This is a genomic window from Granulicella mallensis (assembly GCF_014203225.1).
GTDB lineage: Bacteria > Acidobacteriota > Terriglobia > Terriglobales > Acidobacteriaceae > Granulicella > Granulicella mallensis_A.
This window is the reverse complement of sequence record NZ_JACHIO010000003.1, coordinates 285,730-309,699: the sequence shown is the minus strand read 5'-3', so window position 1 is coordinate 309,699 and position 23,970 is coordinate 285,730. Positions and strand designations below refer to the sequence as shown.

The 23,970-nt window shown below is 57.8% G+C and carries 10 protein-coding genes and 2 pseudogenes; 7 read left to right on the top strand and 5 right to left on the bottom strand.

All coding sequences use genetic code 11. The features are described from left to right. Position 1: 1 nt before the first annotated feature. Entirely contained in the window at positions 2 to 1,147 is a 1,146-nt protein-coding gene (locus HDF15_RS04560; protein ID WP_184253181.1) for an acyl-CoA dehydrogenase family protein, read from the top strand. After that, a complete protein-coding gene (locus HDF15_RS04555) occupies positions 1,144 to 2,313 on the top strand; it encodes a hypothetical protein (protein WP_184253179.1) in 1,170 nt (389 codons plus the stop codon). Before HDF15_RS04560 ends, HDF15_RS04555 begins: the two co-directional genes overlap by 4 nt. Positions 2,314 to 2,615: 302 nt before the next feature. On the opposite strand, the gene HDF15_RS04550 is transcribed toward HDF15_RS04555, so the two are convergent. Both HDF15_RS04550 and HDF15_RS04545 read right to left on the bottom strand, forming a co-directional pair. Further along, positions 2,616 to 4,439: an alkaline phosphatase family protein gene (locus tag HDF15_RS04550; protein WP_184253177.1), complete on the bottom strand. Its 1,824-nt coding sequence runs from the start codon at positions 4,437 to 4,439 to the stop codon at positions 2,616 to 2,618. A 101-nt stretch (positions 4,440 to 4,540) separates the two neighbouring features. After that, positions 4,541 to 4,786: a hypothetical protein gene (locus HDF15_RS04545; RefSeq protein WP_184253176.1), complete on the bottom strand. Its 246-nt coding sequence runs from the start codon at positions 4,784 to 4,786 to the stop codon at positions 4,541 to 4,543. 266 nt (positions 4,787 to 5,052) lie between these two features. Between HDF15_RS04545 and HDF15_RS04540 the strand changes: the two genes are divergently transcribed. Together HDF15_RS04540 and HDF15_RS04535 are read left to right on the top strand one after the other, a co-directional pair. After that, positions 5,053 to 9,789, top strand: a complete 4,737-nt coding sequence (locus HDF15_RS04540) for a type I polyketide synthase (protein WP_184253175.1) — start codon at positions 5,053 to 5,055, stop codon at positions 9,787 to 9,789. Next, positions 9,786 to 13,961 carry an amino acid adenylation domain-containing protein gene (locus HDF15_RS04535; protein ID WP_184253174.1) on the top strand — a complete coding sequence of 1,392 codons (4,176 nt, stop codon included), beginning with the start codon at positions 9,786 to 9,788 and terminating at the stop codon, positions 13,959 to 13,961. The genes HDF15_RS04540 and HDF15_RS04535 overlap by 4 nt, the downstream gene beginning before the upstream one ends. A gap of 487 nt (positions 13,962 to 14,448) precedes the next feature. Here the strand turns inward: HDF15_RS04535 and HDF15_RS25725 are convergent. Then, positions 14,449 to 14,524, bottom strand: a pseudogene (locus tag HDF15_RS25725) (transposase); the annotation flags it as partial. 70 nt (positions 14,525 to 14,594) lie between these two features. Here HDF15_RS25725 and HDF15_RS25720 point away from each other — a divergent pair. Further along, positions 14,595 to 14,981, top strand: a pseudogene (locus tag HDF15_RS25720) (InlB B-repeat-containing protein); the annotation flags it as partial. A 319-nt stretch (positions 14,982 to 15,300) separates the two neighbouring features. Here HDF15_RS25720 and HDF15_RS04525 read toward each other — a convergent pair. After that, positions 15,301 to 17,781 (bottom strand): S9 family peptidase, encoded by a 2,481-nt coding sequence (locus HDF15_RS04525; RefSeq protein ID WP_184253172.1) that lies wholly within the window; start codon positions 17,779 to 17,781, stop codon positions 15,301 to 15,303. Positions 17,782 to 18,044: 263 nt separating this feature from the next. On the opposite strand from HDF15_RS04525, the gene HDF15_RS04520 reads away from it, so the two are divergent. After that, the gene (locus HDF15_RS04520; RefSeq protein WP_184253171.1) at positions 18,045 to 18,584 is read left to right on the top strand and encodes a PRTRC system protein E; all 540 of its coding nucleotides are present in this window, start codon (positions 18,045 to 18,047) and stop codon (positions 18,582 to 18,584) included. A gap of 246 nt (positions 18,585 to 18,830) precedes the next feature. Then, the gene (locus HDF15_RS04515; protein WP_184253169.1) at positions 18,831 to 20,597 is read left to right on the top strand and encodes an alpha/beta hydrolase-fold protein; all 1,767 of its coding nucleotides are present in this window, start codon (positions 18,831 to 18,833) and stop codon (positions 20,595 to 20,597) included. A gap of 1,338 nt (positions 20,598 to 21,935) precedes the next feature. Here HDF15_RS04515 and HDF15_RS04510 read toward each other — a convergent pair. After that, entirely contained in the window at positions 21,936 to 23,525 is a 1,590-nt protein-coding gene (locus tag HDF15_RS04510) for a hypothetical protein (RefSeq protein ID WP_184253167.1), read from the bottom strand. Positions 23,526 to 23,970: the final 445 nt, after the last annotated feature.

The window sequence follows — 23,970 nt, the reverse complement described above, 5'->3', positions numbered from 1 at the left end:
GATGCGCTGGCCTGAAGATTACAACGAGTTTCACCGCCAGTGGATCGACTTCACAGAGAAGCACATTGTTCCTTATGCGCAGCAGGTGGATCATGAAGAGCGCATTCCCGCGGAGGTGATCCAGGCGCTCCGCCAGCAAGGAGCGTTTGCCAGCGGCTTTCCTGCGGACAAGGGCGGCCCCGCCGGAGATCCAGAGGACCTTGCGATACGACATGGGTTGATGCACGAAGCGCTGGGCGCAGGAAGTGCCTCGATTCAGGGGCTGGTCAACGTGCATCACATGGGCGGCATTATTATTGCTCGCTGGGGAAGCGCCGCGCAAAAAGACTATTGGGTGCCGCGACTGACCTCCGGCGAATGCCTAGCCGGACTGGCGATCACCGAGCCCAACGTGGGTAGCGATGCCGCAGCCGTCGAGTTGCAGGCGATGGCCGTACAGGGTGGCTATACGCTCGAAGGCACCAAGACATGGATCACCTGCGGCCAGTCCGCGGATGTATTCCTGGTGCTCGCTCGAATGGAGAATGGGCCGGCGATCTTCATCGTTCCTTCCAATACAGAAGGGCTAACCAGGATACCCATTCACGGCATGCTCGGTTGTCGCGGCTACATGCTGGCGACGCTGCGCTTTGAGCGCTGCTTTCTGCCTGCGGAGGCCCTGGTAGGGCGGTCTCCCTTCGGTCTGACGCACTTCGCTGCGACGGGGCTCGATCAGGGCCGCCTGAACCTTGCCTGGGCCTGCGTCGGCATGGCGCGCACCTGCCTGGAGGCCTGTCTGCACTATGCGCAGACCCGCCATCAGTTCAATGCGGCGCTGGCAGAGTTTCAATTGGTGCAGCGGATGATCTGCCGGATGACTACGGACATCGAAGCCGCGCGGTTGCTTTGCTGGAGAGCTTCCAGCACACGAGGCAGGAACTCACCAGCTGCGGTCAAAGCGAGCACGATTGCAAAGTACTTCGCATCCCAGGCCATCAACCGCATCGCGGCCGACGCCGTGCAGATTCACGGGGCGGTTGGATGTTCGGCGCAATCCCCCATGCAGCGCATTCTCCGCGACGCGAAGATTATGGAGGTGATCGAAGGCAGTACGCAGGTGCTGGAAACAGCGATCGCCCGCTATACCTACAATGAGGCCGCCGTATGAGCGATATCGTTACGCGTACCCTCGATCTTTCACGGGCAAGCGGAGCCGCGGTCAAAGCGGTGCTTCACGGCCTGGCACTCAATGGCGATCATGTGCTGAGCTCAACGTTTAATGCTTCCGGCGGCAGCCTCGAGATCCAGTGCAGAGACAACGATGCCGCCGATGGAACAGCATCTTTCGTCGCCAGCATACTCCAGACGCATCGGCGAATTGCCTCCAAGGTGCTCTTCCAGACGGAGAGCCAAGAAAACACATGGTTCGATGTCGACGAAGAGCTCTCGCATACGAACGATCTGCTGCCACTGGGACCGGGGTTGGCAGGAATTCGCGGCAGCATCCTGCAGCTGTTCCGTTTCTTTGAACAGGAGTTCTTGAAGTTAGCGAAAGAGTTTCATGCTGAAGAGCAACAGTATCCAACGCTCCTTCCCGCTACGATCGTTGCCGAACTGGGCTATCTGGGGCACTTTCCTCAGCACGTTACCTTCTGCTCTCATCTACCGGATGATCTGTCTGTGCTCGACTCGGTCGCCAAGGCGATGGGAGCGCCGGAGGAGATTGTTTATCACGCCGGCAAGCACGCAACTTCGCCTCAGCATGTGCTCACTCCTGGTGTCTGCCTGCCGTGCTACCGGCAGATGCGCGGAGTCACGCTCGCCGAGGGCGAGGTGCGCACGCTGACGATGCAGAACCATGTCTTCCGCTACGAGAACAACCGCTTTCGTCCACTGGCGCGCGGGTGGGACTTTACCGTTCGCGACATCGTGTTCTTCGGATCCTATGCCGACATGCAAAGTCTGCGCCAACAGGTACTAGAACGTACATTGCAGCTATGCCGCGAGCTGGATCTCACGGTGACCGTCGAGGTCGCGAACGACCCGTTCTTCTTGGATGCCAACCGTGACAAGACCATCTTCCAACGTATGGGTGAAGTGAAGTACGAACTTCTCTTCCCACTACCGTTCCGTGACGAGTCTCTGGCGGCTTCCTCCTTCAATCTGCACCGTGATTTCTATACCTCTGTCTACGGGACGCAATTGATGAACGGTAGTCTTGCGGAGAGCTCCTGCATCGGGTTCGGAATCGATCGCTGGACCTATGGCTTTCTTAGCCAGAAGGGGTTCCATCCGGAGAAATGGCCGGAGCGTGTCCGACGCTGTTTAGGTTAAAGCGGTTTCCACATAGGGGCCGAGGATTTTCCCCAACTACCCATGACTTGTCCTCGATCGACGCATGACGGCTTATGTCATGCGTCCATTCGACTTCGTGAGACCTGCAGGCTTGCTGGGGGAGGCAGTATCGCCTGCGCAGGCAAGCTGCAGGTCTCTCCGCTACGGCGGCAAAAAACGCCGCCTCCGGTCGAGATGACAATTTTGCAGGAAAGTCGAAAATAAATCCTCTACCTCTATGGGGACACTGTTCTAAAGACGCCGCCTCCCTGAGCCTGAAGCCTCAGGGAATGTGCTTCGCACTACTTGCAGTGCTCTTCGTCGGCCATATCCTGGCATGCCATAGCGGCGGGCACAATCTCAGGAAGCACTGTGCCGGCACTGCCTGAGGGATAGCCGATGCCCAGCTTTCCAGAGAGGGTGACGGCGACATCCACTGTGCTGATCGGGCGTGAGATGACACTATGCTTTAGCCTGGCTCCAGCAAAGATGACCGGGACAGAGGTGTCGTACTCCCAGGGCGAACCGTGATCAACGCCAGCCCCGGGGAGGTTCCCTTCACCAGATGCCGGCGGTCTTCCTAGTTGCCATTGCGGCAGTTGGACGACGTAGAGATCACCTGCCCGTGCCGGATTGTGCATGCGCTGAATGCGCTCCAGCAATTGGGCATCACCGTTGGAGTTATTGGTTTGTGTTGAGGTGGCTGGAAGAGCCAGGTAGATTCCTTTTTTGCTCATGACAGCGTCTGCCGCCGTGCGCTGCACTTCTACCAGGTCGAGATGATTTTTCTGAATGAGGTCGTGGTCAAGGTAGAGATAAGGCAATGGCTGGTGAGAGGGGAAGAGCAGATTTGGAACTTGATACTTATCGAGGAGGACCTGATTCACCGCCGTAACGAGGTCGTCGATAGTGGTATCGAGCCTTCCCGTTGGAATGTGCAGTGTCTCCAGGTACTCGGGAACGTCGGCCGAGCCGTGATCGCCGGCAAGTACGATGAGAGTATTTTTCAGGCCCACGGTCTTGTCGATGTAAGAGAACAGGCAGGCCAGAGTCTGATCCAGACGCAGCAGAACATCTTCACCCTCCATGCTGTCGGGGCTAAAGTTGTGGTCGACGATGTCGGTTGAAGAGAAGCTGATCCCCAGATAGTCTGTTCCTTCATGAGAGCCAAGTTGCTCGTTCTCGATTAGGGCCTTTGCAAAGTCTGCAGTCAGTCGATTGCCGACGTAGCTGATCGTCAGCTTCGTATAGAATGTGCCGTCGCCTCCCAGTGTTCCAAAGTGATGCGGGAAGGCATCGCCGTAGGGCCCCATGTTTTTGGCAAACGGGCCGGTTCCGTAGTAGAGGTAGGTTGTGGGTTTGTCGAGTGGCACCCACTCCTTGTTTTGCCAGGCATCTGCATCCTTCTTGTTATTCCAGTCGCTGACCCAGGCGGGGTAGGCGGAGTAGTAATAGGTGCTGGTATTGAACTGACCGTTATCAGTGTTGAACCAGAACGCTTTGCCGTTGTGTCCTGCAAGTGGGATCGCCGCCCGGTCCTTCTCGGAGACCGCAAAGATATGGCTCTTGCCGTTGGTGGCAAGAGCCATCTGGTCGCTGAAGGTTGTGGTCAGAATCTGCAGAGGAGCAGCGCTGGTTTTCTGCGTTCCAACCAGAAAGTAATCAAGGTTATTTACGCAGTCCTGTACTTTCCCTGTCTTTGGATCGAGCCATTTATTTCCAATGATGCCGTTACGGGAGGGATAGGCTCCGGTAGCCAGGACGGTGTGGCCCACGGCGGTCTCTGTATTCGCGTGAGGATGTGTCGCGGAGACGTACCAGACGCCTTCATCCATCAAATAGCGGAAGCCACCCTTTCCAAAGCGGGGAGCCATTCGCGAAAGCATGTCCTCGCGAAGTTGGTCGACGACGATCTGCAGGATGAGTTTTGGGGGATGCTTATCCTCTGCTGAATCCTGTTTGGCCTGCTGTTGGGCTGGTAAAACGGAGCACGTTGAGATCCAGCAGGCGAGCAGGAAGGCTACGCCCTGGTATGTCTTTTGTGAGAGGCGTGCCGCACTGCGAAAATACAGGCTGAAATTCGAATAAAGACGCGACGATGCACTCTGGTGCGTGCGAATGAACATGGTGTTGCCATCCTTCTCAGTTGAGCGGACACCTGTTGACAGAAGATGCGCGACCGGAAGGGGCGCGCATCTTCTGCACTCGATATGTATAGAGATGGGGCCTAAGCCTTGGCGCCTGCTGCGGGGGGCAGCGTCGACTTGAGTTCTTTGAACTCAGGCTTGAACTTCGCTTTGAAGACAGGCTTCAACTTAGCCTTGAGGCTGTTCTGCAGCTTGGTCTTCAGTTTGGTTTTGATATCGCCCTTGAAGCTAGCTTTCAGCTTGGTCTTTAGGGCTGACTTGAGGGGGGCCTTCAGTGTCTTGCCCTGGACTTTTGAGACTCCGGATACGTTTAACTGCTCTGCCATAGTAGCTCCTGGAAATGCTCAGATTTTTGATCGCCTTGTAAAAGGCACGGCAAGTATAACCGACCTGTAATGGGTTTGTTTCTAAAAATTGTAGATATATTTAGCCGGCTGTAATGGAGGCCTTGCCAGACCTCTGAGCGTCATCTTGACGCGTTATGGGCGACCTTGTACATTTATCGCATTTATCTGTATAGAGTGCCTCGTGTAGAGGTCTTCTGTTCCGTCCGCTGAGTAAAACAGAGCGCTGTTACATAGAGGGATTTCGCGTGATCGAAGAGGCTTCCGCTGCTGCCGGAGTGATTGCAGTTATTGGCCTGTCCTGCCGTTTTCCAGGCGCCGATACCCCTGAACGATTTTGGAAGAACCTGCAATCGGGCACCGAGTCGATTACCAGATTTTCCAAAGAGGAGTTGACGCAGTCCGGGATCCCGGAGTCTGTCTGGGGTCAGCCTGGCTACGTGCCGGTGAAGGGTGCAATCGACCAGGCCGACGGTTTCGATGCCGGCTTCTTTGGCTTGAGTGCCCGTGAAGGCGCCATCATGGATCCCCAGCAGCGTGTATTTCTGGAGTGCGCATGGAGCGCCCTGGAAGATGCAGGATATACCGCGCAGAACTATCCGGGAGCGATCGGCGTCTTTGCAGGCAGCATCCTCAGCATGTATCTGCTACGGCATGTCTGGCCGAACCGTGAACTGGTGGAAGGGACTGGCGCCTTCCAGGCCGCGCTGGGGAACGACTCGAATTTTCTTGCCACGCGCGTTGCCTACCACCTGGGACTGCGCGGTGTCAGCATCAGCGTCGGTACCGCTTGTTCTACGTCGCTGATAGCTGTTCATCTGGCCTGCCAAAGCCTGCTGTTACGAGAGACGGACATGGTGTTGGCAGGCGGCGTTTCCATTCACCTGCCCCTGGTGAATGGGTATCTATTCGAGACCGGCAGCATCCTCTCTCCGGATGGACATTGCCGCCCTTTCGATGCGGATGCGCAGGGAACGGTGTCTGGCGATGGCGCTGGAGTCGTCGTTCTCAAGCGGCTGGAAGATGCGCTGGAGGACGGAGATCATATCTATGCCGTGATTCGGGGCTCGGCTGCGAATAATGACGGCGCCGCAAAGGTCGGTTTTACTGCGCCTGGTGTGACGGGGCAGGCCCGTGTCATCGCCGAAGCCCTGGCTGTCTCTGGTCTGGAGCCCACGGATATGGCCTTCATCGAGACGCACGGCGCAGGCACCGTGCTGGGTGATCCTATCGAGGTAGCAGCGTTACGCGAGGCTTTCGGCGACTGTGATGGCAGACGCGCGTTTTGCGCACTCGGTTCCGTCAAAAGCAATGTCGGTCATCTTGACAGCGCTGCGGGCGTTGCAGGATTGATGAAGGCGGTTCTCACTTTGCATCACCGTGAGATGCCTCCGATGCTGAACTTCCGGCGGCCCAACCCCGCGACCCATATGGAGGACGGACCGTTTTATGTAAACAGTGAGAGCATTCACTTCTCTCAGGAGAGAACATTGCGCGGGGGAGTGAGCTCCTTCGGTATCGGCGGCACAAATGTCCATGTCGTCCTGGAGGAAGCTCCGCAGTTTCTCCGGGAAGGGGACACTGGGGGACGCATGCCGCAATTGTTGCCTGTATCTGCGCAGTCCGAAGAGGCGCTGAACGTGGCCCTCGCGCAACTGGGCAATCACCTTTCGTCGCATGCAGTGCTGGATCTGGCGGATGTAGCTTATACGCTGCAGATTGGCCGCAAACCGTTCCAGCAAAGAGCGGCGGTGGTAGCGTACGATACCGTCGAAGCCGGCAGACTGCTGTCCCATGGTGACGCACAGAGATTGTTCAGGGGAACGGTGTCTGCAAAGCCGGAGCTGGTGTTCATGTTCCCGGGGCTCGGTGACCACTACCCAGGCATGGGGTGGGAGCTTTACTGCACACAGCCGGCATTTCGCGAGTCAGTCGATCGTAGTGCGTCGTTGTTGCAGCCTGTGCTTAAGGCGGATATTCGGAGCGCACTGTACCCGGGCAAAGATTACAGCCATCCCCACTATGAGCCCACTGCTTCGAAACAGCCGTCAAAACCCGATCTGCGGGCGATGCTTGGACGCGGCGCAGCTCCGGCCGAGAGTCCTGGAGAACGCCCGGCTTTTCTGCAGACCGGCATCTTCGTCACGGAAGCCGCACTGGCAGACCTGCTGCTGAGTTGGGGACTGGTACCTGCGGCCTGCATCGGCCATAGTATCGGAGAGTTTGCCGCAGCATACGTCAGCGGCGTCTTTTCACTTGACGACGCGTTACGCACAGTAGCAACACGCGCCCTCTTGATTGAAGATCATGCGCTGCCAGGCTTGATGCTCGCTGTACCGTTGCAGGAATCGGAGGCTGCGCAGTACGTCTCTGAGGAGGTGTCGCTGGCTGCAGTCAACGGCAGCAACGTCAGCGTGCTGTCGGGAAGTGAGGCCGGAATCGCTGAAACCGAGACACGTCTCAAGCAGCGTGGCGTTAGCTTTCAGCGGCTCCGCAGCGCTTACGCCTACCACTCCATGATGATGCAGCCTGTAGCAAAATTGCTGGAGCAGGCGATGTCCGGAGTCAAGTTATCCAGGGGGCGCATTCCGTATATATCGTGTACGACCGGCACATGGATTCGTGATGAACAGGCGGTAGATCCACGATATTGGTCTCAACATCTATGCCACACCGTACGCTTCTACGACGGTCTGCGCGAGTTGATGAAAGAGTCCTCTCGGCTGCTGGTGGAGGTCGGGCCGGGCCAGGGCCTTACCTCGCAGGCCGTGCGGGAGCAGGCACAGTTTGCTCAGGGGCGACCGGCAGTGGTTCCGCTGATGCGCTGGCACTATAGCTCGGAGTCCGAGTTAGCTGCTTTGCTGAATGGGCTGGCTCGACTGTGGGTCGCGGGAGCGCCGCTGGACTGGACCGCACTGACGGCTGCTCATCCTGCACGGCGCGTTCCACTGCCGACGTATCCATTCCAGCACCAGCGGCTCTGGATAGAGCCTCCTGCCAATCCTGCCTTATCTGACGGACGTGCCGAGCAGGTGCGCAAGCCTCTGCATGATTGGTTTTATCTGCGCGGTTGGAAGCCTTCGCTGGCGCCCCTTGTCCCGGATGTCACGGCATTGAAGAAATGGTTGATTCTGAGCGACGCCACGGGAGTTGGAGCGAGGCTGGCAGAGAGACTGCGATTCAACCAAGCTGATGTCCGGACGGTTGCTCTCGGCAATGAGAGGTGTGGCCGTGACGAAGACTACACCGTGGATCCCTCTTCGCCGGAGAGTCTGTCGGCATTGTTTGCGCGTCTGCAGGCAGAGGACTTCGTTCCACAGCGGATCGTTCACCTTTGGTCGCTTATGCCTGCAGAGCCGGATTGCGCGCCGTCCTCTGAGTGTTTTTGGCGACTGTATCCCAGCGGCTATGGCGGGCTCGTGGCGACGTTGCAGGCGTTGCTGCGCTCGGGACGCGATCATCCCGAACGGCTCGATATTGTCAGCAATCATCTCTTTCAGGTCACGCGAAAAGATAACGTGTCGCCGGAAAAGGCGCTGCTGCGTGGTCCCGCGCTGGTTGCTCCGCAGGAGCATGCCAACTTCTTCTGCCGCGTTACAGATATCGACGTCTCAGCAGATAACGTGCGTGAGGCTGCCGCGCAGTTGTATAACGAGCTACTCTGCGATGACGAGGCAACGGCCGTGGCCTATCGTGATGGCGACCGCCTGGTTGAAAGTTGGACGCAGGTATCTATTCCGATGCCCGGTGACCATGATCTTCCGCTCCGCAGGCAGGGGATTTATCTCATCACCGGAGGGTTGGGTTCTGTAGGCCTGGCGATTGCGGAGTATCTGACGGAGAAGGTTGCAGCCCGCCTGGTGCTGCTTGGCCGGTCGAAGTTCCCGGAGCGTTCAGCGTGGTCGGACTGGCAGAAGACTCGCCCTGAAGAAGATCCGACTAGCAGGACCATCCGCAAACTACAGGCATTGGAGGCGCGGGGCGTGGAGGTGCTGATCGTGCAGGCCGATGTCTCCAGTGAACCTGCAATGCGGGAGGCCTTCGCCAGGGCAGAGGCCCGCTTTGGCGGCGTGCATGGTGTCATCCACGCCGCCGGAAGCGTCGGCATCGACACGTTCTCCGAGATCGTTCATATGCGGCCGGAGCACAGTGAGGAACAGCTCCGCGCAAAGGTGTTTGGTGTGATGACACTGCAGCGGATTCTGGAGACACGGACCGTTGACTTTTGCATGCTCACGTCCTCACTCTCCGCGCTGTTGGGAGGCATCGGATTTACGGCATACAGCGCAGCCAATCTTTATTTGGATTCCTTTGCAGCGTGGGCCAATCGTCGCCGTACTGGAAACGGTATCGGGCCCCGTTGGCTCAGCATCGACTGGGACTCCTGGAGACTGGAAGATGCCGGCGCTGGGAACAATCTGCTGGGAGGCACGGTCAGCGCGTATTACGTGCATGGCCACGAGGGCGCGGAGGCCTTTGTCCGCGTGCTGGCACAGCCTGCGCTAACCCAGGTCGCAGTCTCTTCGGGCAGCCTGGACGAACGGCTCAGACAATGGGTTGGACAACGCAAAGTCCTCTCGGCATCCGTTGTCAGCCTGCAGGAGAGGCCAACACTCGCTTCGAACTATGAGGCTCCACGGAACGAACTGGAGCGGCAACTGGCCGCTATTTGGCAGAATCTGTTTGGCGTAAGCCCCATCGGAGTGCATGACAACTTCTTTGCCCTTGGGGGACACTCATTGCTGGCAACTCAACTAAACGCCCGGCTGTATGCCATGCTGCGCGTCGAGATACCGCTTGTCAGCCTGTTGCGGGCGCCGACAGTGGCTGAGTTGGCAGGCGTGATATGCGCTCTCCAGGCGGAGCACATAGATGCTGGTATGTTGGAAGACCTTCTTGCTGACATTGAGTCGATGAGCGCGGAGGAACTGGAGGCGGTGCTCACGGAGACGGCAGAAAGTACCTCGTCAGCGGAGGGACTGTGACAACCGCTGAACGTATCGCGCAGCTTTCGCCGCGTGAACGCGAGTTGCTGATGCAGCGCCTGAAACAGAAGAGCCTCGTGCCAAAGGCCCCGGAGACTCCGCGCACCTTTGCAGGCAACGGACCGGATTGCGAGCCTCGGCAACTCTCTTACGCGCAGGAGCGAATGTACTTTCACCGTGCTACAGCAGGGGATGATACAGCTCATATCCTGTGCGGTGCGTTGGAGCTTGAAGGTGAGCTTGCCGTGGATGCTTTGGCGGCTGCATTGCGCGAGATCGTTTTGCGGCACGAGGTCTTACGCACCACTTTTCCTGTGAAGGACGGCCAATTGCAGCCCTCTGTTGGTGCGCCGGGAGACGGACTGCTGCGCATCCTTGATCTGTGCGCGGTCGGGGTTCAGGATCGGGATTCGCGCAAAGAGGTGGCGTTTCGCGAGGAGGCAACCCGGCCCTTTTCGCTCGGTGAGGAGTCTCCGTTCCGTGCGCTGTTGATCCGCATGGAACCGCATCGTCATGATCTTGTTCTCGCTCTACACCATATCGCGGGAGATGGTTGGTCGATTGGTCTGGTTCTGGAAGAACTGACCGCACTTTATACCGCGCAGCAACTACGAGGCGAGTGCAGCCTGGCTCCGCTGCCCATGCAGTATCACGAGTTTGCCGCATGGCAGCGCCGGAGGATCGAATCGCCTGGATTCGGTCCCATCATGGAGTACTGGAAGAGCCGCCTTGCCGAGCCTCCGGCTGCGGTTCGGCTGCGTCCGGATGCTTCAGAGGATCCTGCCGTTCCTCCTGCTGCGGGAGCCAGTCTGTCCAGGCAGCTTGGTGTTGAGCTTTCTACCCAAATGCAGTCGTTCAGCGCATCGCACGGTACGACACCATTTGCTCTGCTATTGACGGTTTTCTACATTCTGCTTGCACGGTGCACAGGGCAGGAGGATTTGATCGTAGGTTCTCCTGTGAGCGGGAGGGATAGGGCTGATAGCGAGAGGCTGGTTGGGGTCTTCGTTAACACACTGGCTCTGCGCGTGACGATACAGGAGACGGATACGGTAGAAGAGTTGTTGCAGACCGTGCGCGAACGGGTGCTTGAGGGTATTGCGCATGGTGAGGCTCCCTATGAGCAGGTTGTACATGCGCTTCAGACGAAGCGTGGGGGAGCAGCCCCATTGTTTGATGTGCTCTTCAACTTTGCCCCTGTCCCCGCGCGCTCGTGGCAGTGGCCGGGAATTCGCGTCAACCTCCTGGAGGCTCCGGTACAGGGCTCCGAGTTCTCCATGCAAATGCAGATCACTGAGGAACGAAGAATTTACAGCCTTTGCTTGCTGTACCGTCCTGCGCTCTATACGCGGGAAAGAGTAGAGCTGTTCCTGGATCAGTTTCATCATCTGCTGGTACAGATTCTCGATAATCCGCGAAGGACCTTAGGAAGCCTGATGCTGGATGGAAACAAACCACAGCCTTTTGCAGAGCCTATTCCGAAGCCTCAACTTCCGCGGGTTGTGGAGAGCATTCGCGACTGGGCGAGCCGGACGCCGAATGCGCTGGCGGTGAGGGGCGAGTCAAAGCAGTTGACCTACATACAGTTTTGGCAACAGGTCCAGGCGAGCGCAGTACACCTGCAGTGCCATGGTGTCGTGGCGGGTGAGGTCGTTGCCGTCAGTGGCCCGCGCTCTGTGGAGATGGCGGTGGCCATGGCCGCGGTGCTTGCGGTAGGTGCGGTCCTTCTTACGCTGAGTGAGGATCTTCCCGAACAGCGCCGTTTGATGATGCTTGAAGAGGCGCAAGCGCGCTTTCTCTGGCAGATTGCGGGTCACCCGGTTCCGTCTTCATGGCAGGACGCGATGCCTGGCCTGGTTACTTTGCGCTTCACGGTGGATGGCGCCGAAGTCGTGCACGATTTGACGCTGGGTAGTGGCCCCGGTGCCGCGTATCTTTTCTTTACCTCCGGCAGCACGGGGAGACCGAAGGGAGTGCTGGGAACACATGAGGGGCTGGCTCACTTTCTCGCCTGGCAACGTGCGGAGTTCCGTATTGGCCCTGGGGACCGGTGTGCCCATCTCACCGGGCTCTCTTTTGATGTTGTGCTGCGCGATATCTTCCTGCCGCTTACATCGGGTGCGACACTGGTGGTGCCCTCTGCGAATAACCTTGCTTCGCCGGGCGCTGTGCTGGACTGGTTACAGATGCAACAGATCACCAGTATGCACACAGTGCCCTCCGTCGTGGATCTGTGGCTGGCACAGCCGTCGCCTGCGCCACTGTCCCATTTGAAGAGATTATTTTTCGCTGGTGAACCTCTCACCTCTGCGTTGATCGAGCGCTTTCGCAAGGTCATTGCAGCAGAGTGCGAGTTGATCAATCTTTATGGGCCCACCGAAACCACGCTCGCGAAGTGTTTCTACCGGGTTCCCCGGCAGATGCGTGCCGGCGTGCAGCCTCTCGGCAAGCCGTTGCCTCAGACGCAGGTACTTATTCTGTCGCCCGCGAAGCAATGCTGTGCCATAGGCGAACCCGGAGAGATCGCAATCCGCACTCCGTTCCGTAGCGCGGGCTACTGGAACGTTCCGGAGGAACAGGCTCGGCGGTTTATCAGAAATCCGTTCTCTGAGTATTCCGATGACCTGCTGTACCTGACCGGCGATAGAGGGGCATTCACTGTTGACGGCAACCTCGAGTTCCTGGGTCGTATGGATTTTCAGGTGAAAGTCCATGGTGTTCGTGTGGAGCCGGAGGAGGTGGCAGCGCGTCTGCGCGAGCATCCTCAGGTGGCTGCTGTCGTGGTGCTTGCGGAGTTGGAGGAGAGGGCTGGCGTCCTCGACACACGGCTGATCGCGTATGTGATGCCCCATGATCCCTCGGTCTGCACAGCGCTGGTGATCCGGGCATTTTTACGCAAGACGCTACCGGATGCGATGGTGCCTTCCAGTTTTGTCTTCGTCAAAGCGATGCCGCTGACGGCGAACGGCAAGGTAGATCGCAAGCGCCTCCAGCAGATTCGGCCGACCCCCGAAGCCGCGGATGCAAAGGTGGAGTCGCCGCGCAATGCGACGGAGGAGGCATTGCTCAGGCTCTGGCAGGAGATACTGCCCGCAGGCCACTTCGGCGTGACACAGGAGTTCTTTGATCTCGGAGGGCATTCCTTGCTTGCCATGCGTATGCTGATGCGGGTTGAGCATCAGTTTGGCCGGCGTCTTGTCTTGTCCGCCTTCCTGAAGCAGCCAACCATCCGGCGGTTGGCAGAGATCCTTGAATCGGCGTCCTCCAATGTCTCCAGGGTTGTTGAGTTGTGGTCGGGTGAGTCTGCAGTCAAGCTCTTCCTCGTTCACTCCGGTGGTGGTGCGCTTTACAACTACATGTTTCTGGTGAGGCATCTTGGGCTGCACATTCCGGTGTATGGCTTCCAGGCGCGGGGAATCCAGGACGATGAGGAACCACATGACCGCGTGGAGGCGATGTCGGCGAGCTATCTGGTAGAGCTGAAGCGGCTGCAGCCTGAGGGGCCATACCTGCTATGTGGGCATTCGCTGGGAGGTATGGTCGCTTTCGAGATGGCAGCCAAACTACGTGCTTTAGGCGATGAGGTCGCGTTTCTCGGGCTGATCGATTCGCCGCGCGCGGGGGTGGCGGACCAGGGAGTAATCGAGAAGATCGATACGGCAAAGGTACTCGCAGGCATTGTGCAGGCCGCCGCACGTTTTACACGCCGAAGCAGCTCCTTTGAGACCGCTGCGATCGAGGGCTTACCTGAAGAAGAGCAGGTAAGACGAGTCGTCGCGGAACTGAGCGAACTGAAGATGCTGCCGCGTGAAGGGCTGGAACAGTGGGTGCGGCGTTCGCTGAAGACGGGACGAGCGCACGTGGCTGCACGCAGGGCCTACCAGCCACAACCCGCAGATCTGACCGTCACCTACTTTCGAGCAGAGGAGGAATCGCCATCGGATGCGGCTGAGTGGTGGAGTAGGCTCTCTCGACGCGGTTTTGAGCAGAGGACGACCCCAGGTGATCATGTCACCGTGCTGGCCGAACCCCATGTGCTCCAACTAAGCGTTCAGATAAAAGCGTGTCTGAAATGCCTGCCGTTACCTAACGCAGGGAGGGATGTCCGTTCAACCACTTATCCTCCGGAGTTCAACTCCTCCAAGCCACCCACACTATCTGGACAAGTATAGATAGTGGAAATAATTCCACAGGGATGCCGGGAAATCAAACGGCCTACGCCGAAGGTGGGAGTTACATCGTCTCTGGGAACAGCGGCTCGGCCGAAGTCTAGTTACCATATCTTCCTCTGTTGTTTTGCGCCGTTCAGAAGCAGTAGAGCAATCAGTCGCCCGTTTCCTTTCAGGAGAGTAAGTATGAAGGGATCTTTCGGGCAGCACTACGCAGTGCCTGCATCGTGGTTGAGTATGCCGATTCACCAATTTGAGCTCGGGTTGAGGTTCTCATCTTGAGAGGTTGCTGAGATAGCGCTGGTGGACTCTCCATTGCTTTGTGTTAGTTAGTTGTTACTTCCTTCGTGGCGATCTCGTAGAAGATTCGCCTAGAGCATTTTCTTTTTAAATGCAGACCATTTATGGCGAGTCTGAAGCATGCCTTAGCATTGTCCGGGGTGATGCGAGGTAAAGCCACCTATGATGGCGTGATCGAGAGTTTCTTTGGTTCGGGCCTTGGCCTCTCTAAGCCATTGTTTGAGTTTTGCCCAAGCCTTCTCAATAGGGTTAAGATCAGGAGAATAGGGCGCAGATAAAGCATTCATCACCAGCTCTCCCTCTGGTCTGGCTTTCACGTCTGCCGGAACCGGTTGCATGCCCGGCACCTACACCACCCCGGTCACGCTGCTCTGGACTCCCGGCAATAGCTGCACTCTGAGTGTGGTTTCGCCTACGGCGGTAGCCACGGGTACACAGCTAGCCTTCGCGCAGTGGCAGGACGGCACCACCGCTACGTCGGATAAGGTCACCGCTCCCTCGGCCTCAGCTGTTTATACCGCCTCCTTCACCACCGAGTACCAGCTCACCACCGCTGCTGGAACCGGAGGCAGCATCAGCGCGGGCGTCTATTTCGCAGCGGGCAGCAACGCCATGATCACCGCGACACCCTCCGCCGGATACTATTTCGTGAACTTCACCGGCGCGACGACATCCACCAGCAATCCACTGACTCTCCCGATCAACGGGCCGGAGTCGATCACAGCTAACTTCGTAACCCAGATCGCGCCCACTCTGATCTTTGCTCCGATTTCTTCGCAGCTAGTGGGTGCCGCACCGTTCGCGGTGAGTGCGACCTCGGCCTCAAACGGTGCGGTGACCTATGCAGTTACGAGCGGTCCGGCGACGATCGCTGACAACGTCGTCACGGTTACCGGAACAGGAACGGTTGTGCTGGCGGCGAATCAGGCAGCGAGCGGAAACTACACCGCGGCAACGGCAACCACCAGCTTCACGGTAGGCTTGCCCTTCACACTTGGGATCTCGACCGGTTCGAGCACGAGCGTGGCAGCCGGTGCTGCAGCTAGTTTCCGGTTGGTGCGGCCGGTGGGTCCACTGGCCGCACATACGTATTTAGCCAGCGATCGATCTCCCATAGCACGTGCTGTTTGGTCTCCAGCGCGCCGTAAGCGTGCGGTTCGAGCGGCAGGAACACCAGACGCACCGTTGCACCCTGGCCCTTCAGCGCAGCGTAGAAGCGCTCGCTCTGGATGGGGTAGGTACCGGTGTTGTCGTCGGCCTCGCCATGGAAGAGCAGAATCGGTGTCTTGATCTTGTCGGCATAGCTGAACGGCGACATCTTGTTGTAGAGGTCGGGGGCCTGCCAATAGGTGCGCTCCTCGTTCTGGAAGCCGTACGGAGTCAAGCTGCGGTTGTAGGCGCCGCTCTCCGCAATACCCGCCCGGAACAGGTTGGAATGCGCCAGCAGGTTGGCCGTCATGAAGGCGCCGTAGCTGTGTCCCATGACGGCGACGCGATTGGGGTCAACCACACCCAGCTTGACGCCCTCATCGATGGCCGCTTTCGCTCCGTCCACCAGCTGCTCGACATAAGTATCGTTCGGCTCCTTGCCTCCTTCGCCGATGATGGGGATGGTTGCGCTATCGAGAATCGCATAGCCATCCTGCACCATGTACACGTGCGAGCCGCCACCGAAGACCGGATAGCGATTGGGAGAGCCGCTCACCTGGCTGGCGGTAGCGCGCGAGGTGAACTCCGCCGGATAGGCCTCCATCAGAGTCGGCAGCGGACCCTGACTCTTGTCATAGCCGTACGGTAGCCACAGGGTTGCCGTCAGATCGACGCCATCGGCACGCTTGTACTTCAGGAACTGGCGCGTGGGCATCTTGATGCCGTCATAGCGGCCGGGAAAGTGTGTGAGCTGCGCAGGGGCTGACCCATCGAAGGCCGCAACAAAGTAGTTCGGCGACTGCGTCTGGCTCTCGCGCCGGATCAGCACCTTGTCGTCCGACAGTAGCCCGATGGGCTCGTCATAGTAAGGGTCCGCCGAGCGGAAGAGGATCTTCTCCTTGCCGGCAGCGTCTCCTGCCAGCGGCATGATGGCGATGAACGGCTGATCGCCCTTGGGTGACGCGCCCGGCGAGATGAAATACACGCCCTGACCGTCCCTGGTCAGCTTCAGCACCGGGTGACCGCCGGCATTCAACTCGGTCACCGGAGAGCCCGGCTGGTGATAGCGGTCCTGCGACGAACCCGCATAGATCGTCGCGGTCTTACCGGGAGACGAGGGATCGATCGCGACCGTGAGTTGCTTGCGGTCCGAGAAGCGCGACATGGTCACCAACGCCAGGTGGTCGTTGCCCCACTCCAACCCGCGAGCTCCGCCAAAGCCGCCACCGCGTGAGAGGCGCATGGGTGCTTCGTACAGAACGGTGGCCTTGCCATCAAACGGCGCCGGGAGCGTGTAGAGGGTGTCAGCGACCTTGGCGTCCTTGGGAAGTGGCAGGCCATTGTTTGCAGCTTCCACCCAGACGACGGTGGCCGGTGCATCGGCGCGCCACTGGTAGTCGCGCGGGCCGGGTTCCACGGCGTCGCGCGAGATGGGCAGGTTGTCCACCGCAGGGCGATCGAGCAGCACCTTCACGCGGCCCGGCGTCAGCGGCAGGATCTCCGTGATCTGCGGGAATCGCTCATAGGGAAAGGTGTAGCTGAAGGGCCGGTGCACGATGGAGACCAAGGCATAATGGCCGTCCGGTGAAGGCGTGGCACGCTCGATCAGACCCTTGGCTGGCAGGGTCCTGGCGGTACCGCTCAGTGTGACCACGGTCAGATCGGCAGAGGCGTAGTACTCGAAGATGGCCTCGTCCGTGGTGGTCTTCAGCATGTCTTCATAGGTCGGTGCGGGGCTCACCTTGCCCAGGCTTTCCTCGATATCGGGGCCGGTGGGTATGTCGCTGACTCTGGGTGCGGCTCCGCGTGTGGCTGAGACTGTCTTGCAGAGCAGTGAGGCAGAGTCCGGCATCCACGCGCAGGGTGCTCCGAGCACGGCATTCAGCTTGATCGTGCCGACACGATGGGCGCTGGCCGTAGCGACATCGATCACCCAGAGGTCGAGACCCTTGGCGGGAGCCGTGGCATGCGCCACAAAGGCGGCGTGTTTGGAGTCCGGAGCCCAGATCGCGTCGACGGCTTTCAGTTTGGTGGGCAACCCGGCGATGGTCTTCGCTGCTGCTGCGTCTACGGATTGCAGCTTCAGCGAGACATCATAGCGCTCGACGCTGGGGCCGTTCGACAACGGATTGAACCGGATGCCTGCGAGCCGGTAACGCGGCTGGGCGACGTCCGCAATGGTGGGGAAGGTGGCGGGCTGCTCGATGAGCAGGGTCTTGCGGTCGGGCGAGAGCTGCACTTGAGGCGTCGGCGCTGACTCCAGCAGCTGCTCGATGGCGGCAGGCGGCTTCTGGTAGGGGAGGGCGGTCTGGGCCGTGGCGTAACCGGCGGCGATCATAGTGGCAGCAGCCACCAGAGCAATTCTGTGGTTCATGTAGAGCCTCGTTTTGAAGCAGGTGATGGGAGACTTTCACAAGGTACACGAATCAAGCGCATGAGAAGTTTCATGACCGCGTCCGCGGGGCTATTTATCGAACAGCCCAAGCCCTGGCCCGCAGGTAGGAGGAAGTTTTGCAGGGTTATGTCACAGCGACAGCGGTTAAATGTCCGGATCGGATACACCTAGCGCTCCGGAACTCGAGAAGACGACGCGGGCTGGAGCGTGTCCCAAACGACATATGTCATCAGGAGAGACCCATGTTCAAAGAACTTTCGCCCTTACTGCGGCAACGCGCTGTCCTGTTGACCGTAACCCGTCTTGAGGAAGACGAGATCCGTGTCAACATCATTCCGAAAAAGCTGAAGGAGAGCGAGAACAACGCTCTTACAACAGCATTGAAGGTGACAGGGACCGCCGAGGAATTGGATCGAGAGCTGCCCTCCGCAATCGTGAATTTCGTCTCTTCCTGTCTGCAAATGAAGAACTCGCTTGAGAAGTCGCAAGCGGAGATGGACGAAGCCATCAAAGCAGCGCAAGTTGAAGCCAAGGCAAAAGCCAAGACCGCGGTCAGGAAGGATACGTCAAAGCCAGATGCTGCGAAGTCTGCTGTGGCCGCGGAACCGGCGGAGATTGCTAGATCGAAACCAGCAGTAACGGGCAGTCTCTTCGATGTGCCTGCCGCGGTAGTCGGACCTCCCGCTCACTCTGCCGATACCGACGAGGAAGAAGAGATCTTTGCCGAGGTCTCGGAAGAAGGGCAGGCCGACGAGGGCGAAGAGCTGGATGAGGTGGCCTGAACGTAGACCGCTCTTGCGAAGCATCCTTACTTTGTGATGGGCATGGGATGTGCTATTTCGTATCGGCGAGATATTCGCAGAGACGGAGTCACCTCAGGAGCTATTGAGCAAAATGATCGAAGCCGGTGACCTGCTCATAGATAATGCGCTTGGGCTAAGCGACCGATGAATGACGGAAGGAAATTGAGCAGATCGTTCGGGTTTGGCGAAATCAGCCGATCTCGACCGCACCGTATACTCTTTCCCATGCCGAAATTATGCGTGTTCCGTAATGCCGCCCTCACGATCACGTTGTGTTGCAATGCCGCAGTGATGCTGCAGGCCCAAAGCTTTCGCGTGCATATTCCCAAGGATGCACGACCACTGCAGAGTGGTGGAGAGCGCGCAGCCGAGCCCGCTCCTCTGGATGGTCGCCTGTTGCTGCTGCTGTCGAACGACCTCGGCGACGAGCCGCGCATGCAGATCAACGACACACCGGCTTCGCAGAACATCTTCGGCCTTACGCTCAACGGTGCAAGGCCTGGCAGCGAAGTGACCGTGGACGACAGCGCAGCCGGTTACCCGCACCTGCACCTAAGCGAGCTGCCTCCCGGCAAGTACACGGTGCAAGCTGTGCTGAACCTCTATGAGACCTTTCATATGGGTGACGGCCGCACCTTGAAGCTTGCACCTGACCGTGGCGAAGGACAGCACTGGAATCTAGCTCCTGGCAACCTTTACAGCAAGCCTTTTCCTATCTCGATCGGCGCGAACGGCAAGCCTGTGCGCGACGTCGACGTCACGCTTACCGAGGTGATTCCGCCCATTACCCCGATCGCCGATTCGGAGTTCATCCGCCGTCTGCGGATCCAGTCACCGCTCCTGACAAAGTTCTGGGGCCGGCCTGTATATCTTTCCGCCACGGTGCTCGTGCCCGCCGGCTTCGACCAGCATCCGGAGGCACGCTTCCCGCTGATGCTGTTTGAAGACCACTTCAACGACGGCTTCGCGGAGTTCCGCACCACGCCTCCCGACCCGAATCTCAAGCCCGATTACTCCGAGCGCTTTCATCTCGCCGGTTATAACCGCATCCAGCAGCAGGAAGCCTACAAGTTCTACCAAACTTGGATCGCGAAAGACTTCCCACGTTTTCTCGTGGTCAAGATCCAGACCGCGAATCCGTTCTACGACGACAGCTATGCTATCGATTCTGCGAACCTGGGTCCTTACGGCGAAGCCATCGAAACCGAGCTGTTGCCTGCCGTCGAAAAGCAGTTCCATGCCATCGGACAGGGCTGGGCGCGCTTCCTCTATGGCGGCTCCACGGGGGGCTGGGAAGCCATGGCCGCGCAAGTCTTCTACCCCGACCACTACAACGGCGCCTTCATCGCCTGTCCGGACCCCGTAGACTTTCACGCTTATACCAACATCGACCTTTACAGCGACGCGAATGCGTACTTCACAAGCGGCGCAAACAAACAAATCGAACAGCCTTCGATGCGTGATTATCTGGGCCACACCACCATCACGCAGCGCGGCGTGAACCAGTACGAGACTGCGCTTGGCGACCACGGGCGCTCCGGCGAACAGTACGACATTTGGCAGGCAGTCTTCTCCCCCATAGGACCGGACGGCTATCCTGCGCGTATTTTCGACAAGCAGACCGGTGCAATCGATCCCATTGTTGCGAAATACTGGCACGATCACTACGATCTCAACGCGAAGCTCCAGCGTGAGTGGCCGCAACTACAGCCGAAGCTGAACGGCAAGCTGCACGTCTACGTTGGCTCCGACGATACCTACATGCTGAACGATGCGGTGTACCTGCTGCAAGACTTTCTCGACACTGCGAATCCACCCGCACATGCCGAGATCGCGTACGGGCCTCGCGCAGAACACTGCTGGAATGGTGACCCCAAACTCCCGAACGCCTATAGCCGACTGCATTACGAAACGATGTATGTGCCAAAGATTATGCAGCGCATCCTGCAAACAGCTCCAAAGGGCGCAGATCTAACAAGCTGGCGATACTGATAGACGTATCCTGCCAGCACGCGTCTAGGCGAGTTGACGCACACGACGATTCTTCGCTGGGTACAACGCTTTGCTCCGGAGTACGATTTCTGTCGTGCAACCGAGGGGTAGGTGTCCACTGCGCGACAGGATGACGCTTCGAAAATTGGTGCGAGCCGTGATCCCAATGTTGCGTAGCCCTGTACCTTCGGCAGTTTGCAACGCGGTGATGACACAGAACGATCCCGGTCCATCGTTGACGCTTATGTCTGGCGTTTTACATCTGCAGTGATTGAGCACATTGGATGCATCTGCACCAAAGTGCAGGGTCACACGAAAAGAAAATCTTGAATAGTTCTTGCTGTCTCTTGCCTGTGCAGCCGGAGTGCTTGGTGAAGACTGAGCTTCCAAAAGGAAAAGAATGATGCACGACATCTGAGCCGGTTGCTTCATCTATGATCGATGGACGACCACTTCAAATGAAGTCAGATTTGCTCACGTATGGCTGCTAGCGATGTGAACTGGAGTCTTACTCTTATCAACGATGCCAATCAAGGTCAACATTCCCATCACTTCTCCTTGGCTGGCAATATCGCAGGTCGAGCATTTGTTAGCGAAGCCTCCGGCGACCTGAGTAAGAGATTAAGTTTGGCCCCAAAGTCCTGGTTGTTTCCGCCCAAAGCTGTCCATCGTGAGCTTCTATGATGGCGGAAGGCCTGAGTTTCAAACATAATCGCGTTCTGTTTAATCACGACTATCCTACAAACCTACCTGCGGATGCACCGGTCTACTCGCTGAGCCACACGCGATGCGTAGATATATCTCAAAAGGTGCTGCAGAGTATCGACCATGCGAATACTCCAGATTCGACGTTGCTGAATATCAAAGAACCGGGTACCCCCTTCGATGCGGCAAATTGTATCGACAGTTTCCGACCTCTGAACGCTATGTAGGGGACACCGGTGGGTTGGAATTGGGTTAGAGAACCCAAGGTCGTGGAAGTGGTCACATCTTATAAGTGGATTGTCAATCGTCGTGGCATCTAGACCTCAAAGAGCGCAACTTTGGACGGAAATGATCTTATCGCAGACCTTGATGGAGAGGGTAGGGAAGCGGACTCGCCGCTGGTTTCTTCCATGCCATTAAGGTCAATGGTTAGGGTAGGACAGCGTTGTAGGGTGAGGAATTATTTGTCGTAGGGCGCCGAGTCTCAGGCTTGGCCGATGACAAGGCTGTCTCTAGCTGCCTCGACGATTTCGACCGAGATGACCTGGGCGTCGTTGACGCCGAGGATAGGCTGTTTTTTGGAAAAAACAGCCTATAGACCTGTGGCTCGCTATACACCTATACGGGACTGCTCTAACGAATATGAATGAGAGTTGCGGTCGCTGCTGCAACAGTGACAGTCAGGCTTTCGCCGAATACGGGCAACTCTTTTGAGTTTCCGTGCCATCTGCCGTCGAGTGCGACTGGCTGCTCACCGAATGTGATCGCTGATCCTCCGTTGTAGATGCCAAGATTACTGAGTTGTTCCGAGGGAGTACTTCCAGACGAGGCGAGCGTGGTAACTGTCGCCCTGAATGCAAAGGGACGGAACCCGGTGATCGTCACGGTTGCGGCGTTCGTGGTGTCCTTATTATTCAAAACAACGTAGGTGCCGCTCTCCGAATCTACTACGAATGCGGTCAAGGCTACACCGCTGACAGTGAGTGTGCTTTCCAGCAGCACCCCTCTTGTACCTTCTGCAAATATCTGCGAGACGAAAAACAGTCCATAGTAGAGCGGTTGTACCGCAGTAACAACACTGCTGGTCTCGCCGATCGCGGCATAGCCAGAAGTGTTTCCTGTGTTGTGAAAATTCAGGCCACTCGAGCCGTACTGTGCATTGGTAAAGATAAAGTCGATGGCCCAAAGCGCCGCGGCAAAGGCATTGCTGACGCCAGCGGGATTCTTGCTGGAGAAGTATGAGTTGCATTCGTCTATGCGAAAGGGCACCGAGTTGGCTTTTGCGGCAGCCTGTAGATTTTGCAGGGCTGTCACCAGGTGCGGACTGGGATACGTTAGCATGCCGGAGATAGAGGGTGCAGCGCTGCTGTAATTGCTGATGTAGTAGTGTTCGGTCAGCAGCACGATCTTGCCAGTTTCGCTGGAGGCAAAATCTTCAGCCCACCCCTTGCTGTCGCTTGAAGCTGCCGGGCCGGTGAAGATGGCACGAGGTACAGAGGATCGAATGGCGTCCGCAAACTGATTCCAGCCGGAGATCAGGGTGCCGTCAGAGAGCATTCCTCCATTGAGAAAGATGTCGTAAGTCAATCCATCGCCGTAGAGATCAGGTTCGTTGCCGATTTCGAATCCCAATAACTGTCTGCCGAGATGCTCCGCGGCATAGGCCGCTTCGCCGGCGGCTAGTGTCGGCGAGGCGGTAGAGCCATCTTTGCCCCGGAAGTTAACGCCATAGATGACCTTCCAGAGCGGGCATCTCCGTATCAGGCTCGCGAAGTTGGTGATATCGCTCGGCGCGACTTGTCCACTGATTTGACCTTCTCCGTCTGGAGTCCAGGTGGTTTCGTCGACACTGTTGGCGCCAATCCGCAGCACGCCGCCTCCGAGTGCATTCAGCAGGCCAATCAGGTCCGTGTTGTCACCGCTTAAATAAACCGGTGACCGATTGATGGAACTTTTTTCGAAGCTCAGACTGGCGAATGCGGAATCCAGTATTACTGAATCTGCGACTCGGGTTTTCTGAATGCTCAACGTTGCAGGGATGCCGCTGGATGCATCCCCATCACTGCCAGCCCAACTGCGCATTTCGGCACTGACGCTATCAGCGCCCACTGTCAACGCCGAGGCTGCGGCCAGAGTGGTCCAACGAACAAAACTTCTTCTGTCGATTGGTTGTAGCGGATCTTGCGGAGCTCGCTGTTTCGGGATTCTGGATTCGTCGTTCATGAGGCATCCTTTGAGTAGGGAACGAAGCAAACCGCTTTACTAGAGCAAAACGGAGAGCTTTCTGTTTTGCGGAGACGATACTCCGATCCCTATTCCACAGTCAAGAATCGTTTCGTTCGGGTAGTCTCCCTCCTTTGGCCGTGGTGTTTTGGTGTAGCTTTGATCGCTATTTGGCGTAGTGTTTCAGAATTATTTGGCGTAGTCCGCGCCATCCCGGGCCGATGACGAGGCTGTCCCCCGCCGCTTCGACGACCGCGACTGATACAAGGTGCAGGTCGCTGACGCTGAGAACCCGTTCAATCTGAGTGAGGAGGCGAGTAAGAAGGAAATTACCTCCTGTCATCCGAATGAGGCTCGCGATCACTTCCGGTACGAGTTGATGCATTTCACTGAAAAAAGTCAGACGGATTCTACGTAGCGCGAATAAGCTCTAAGAATCTGTCTA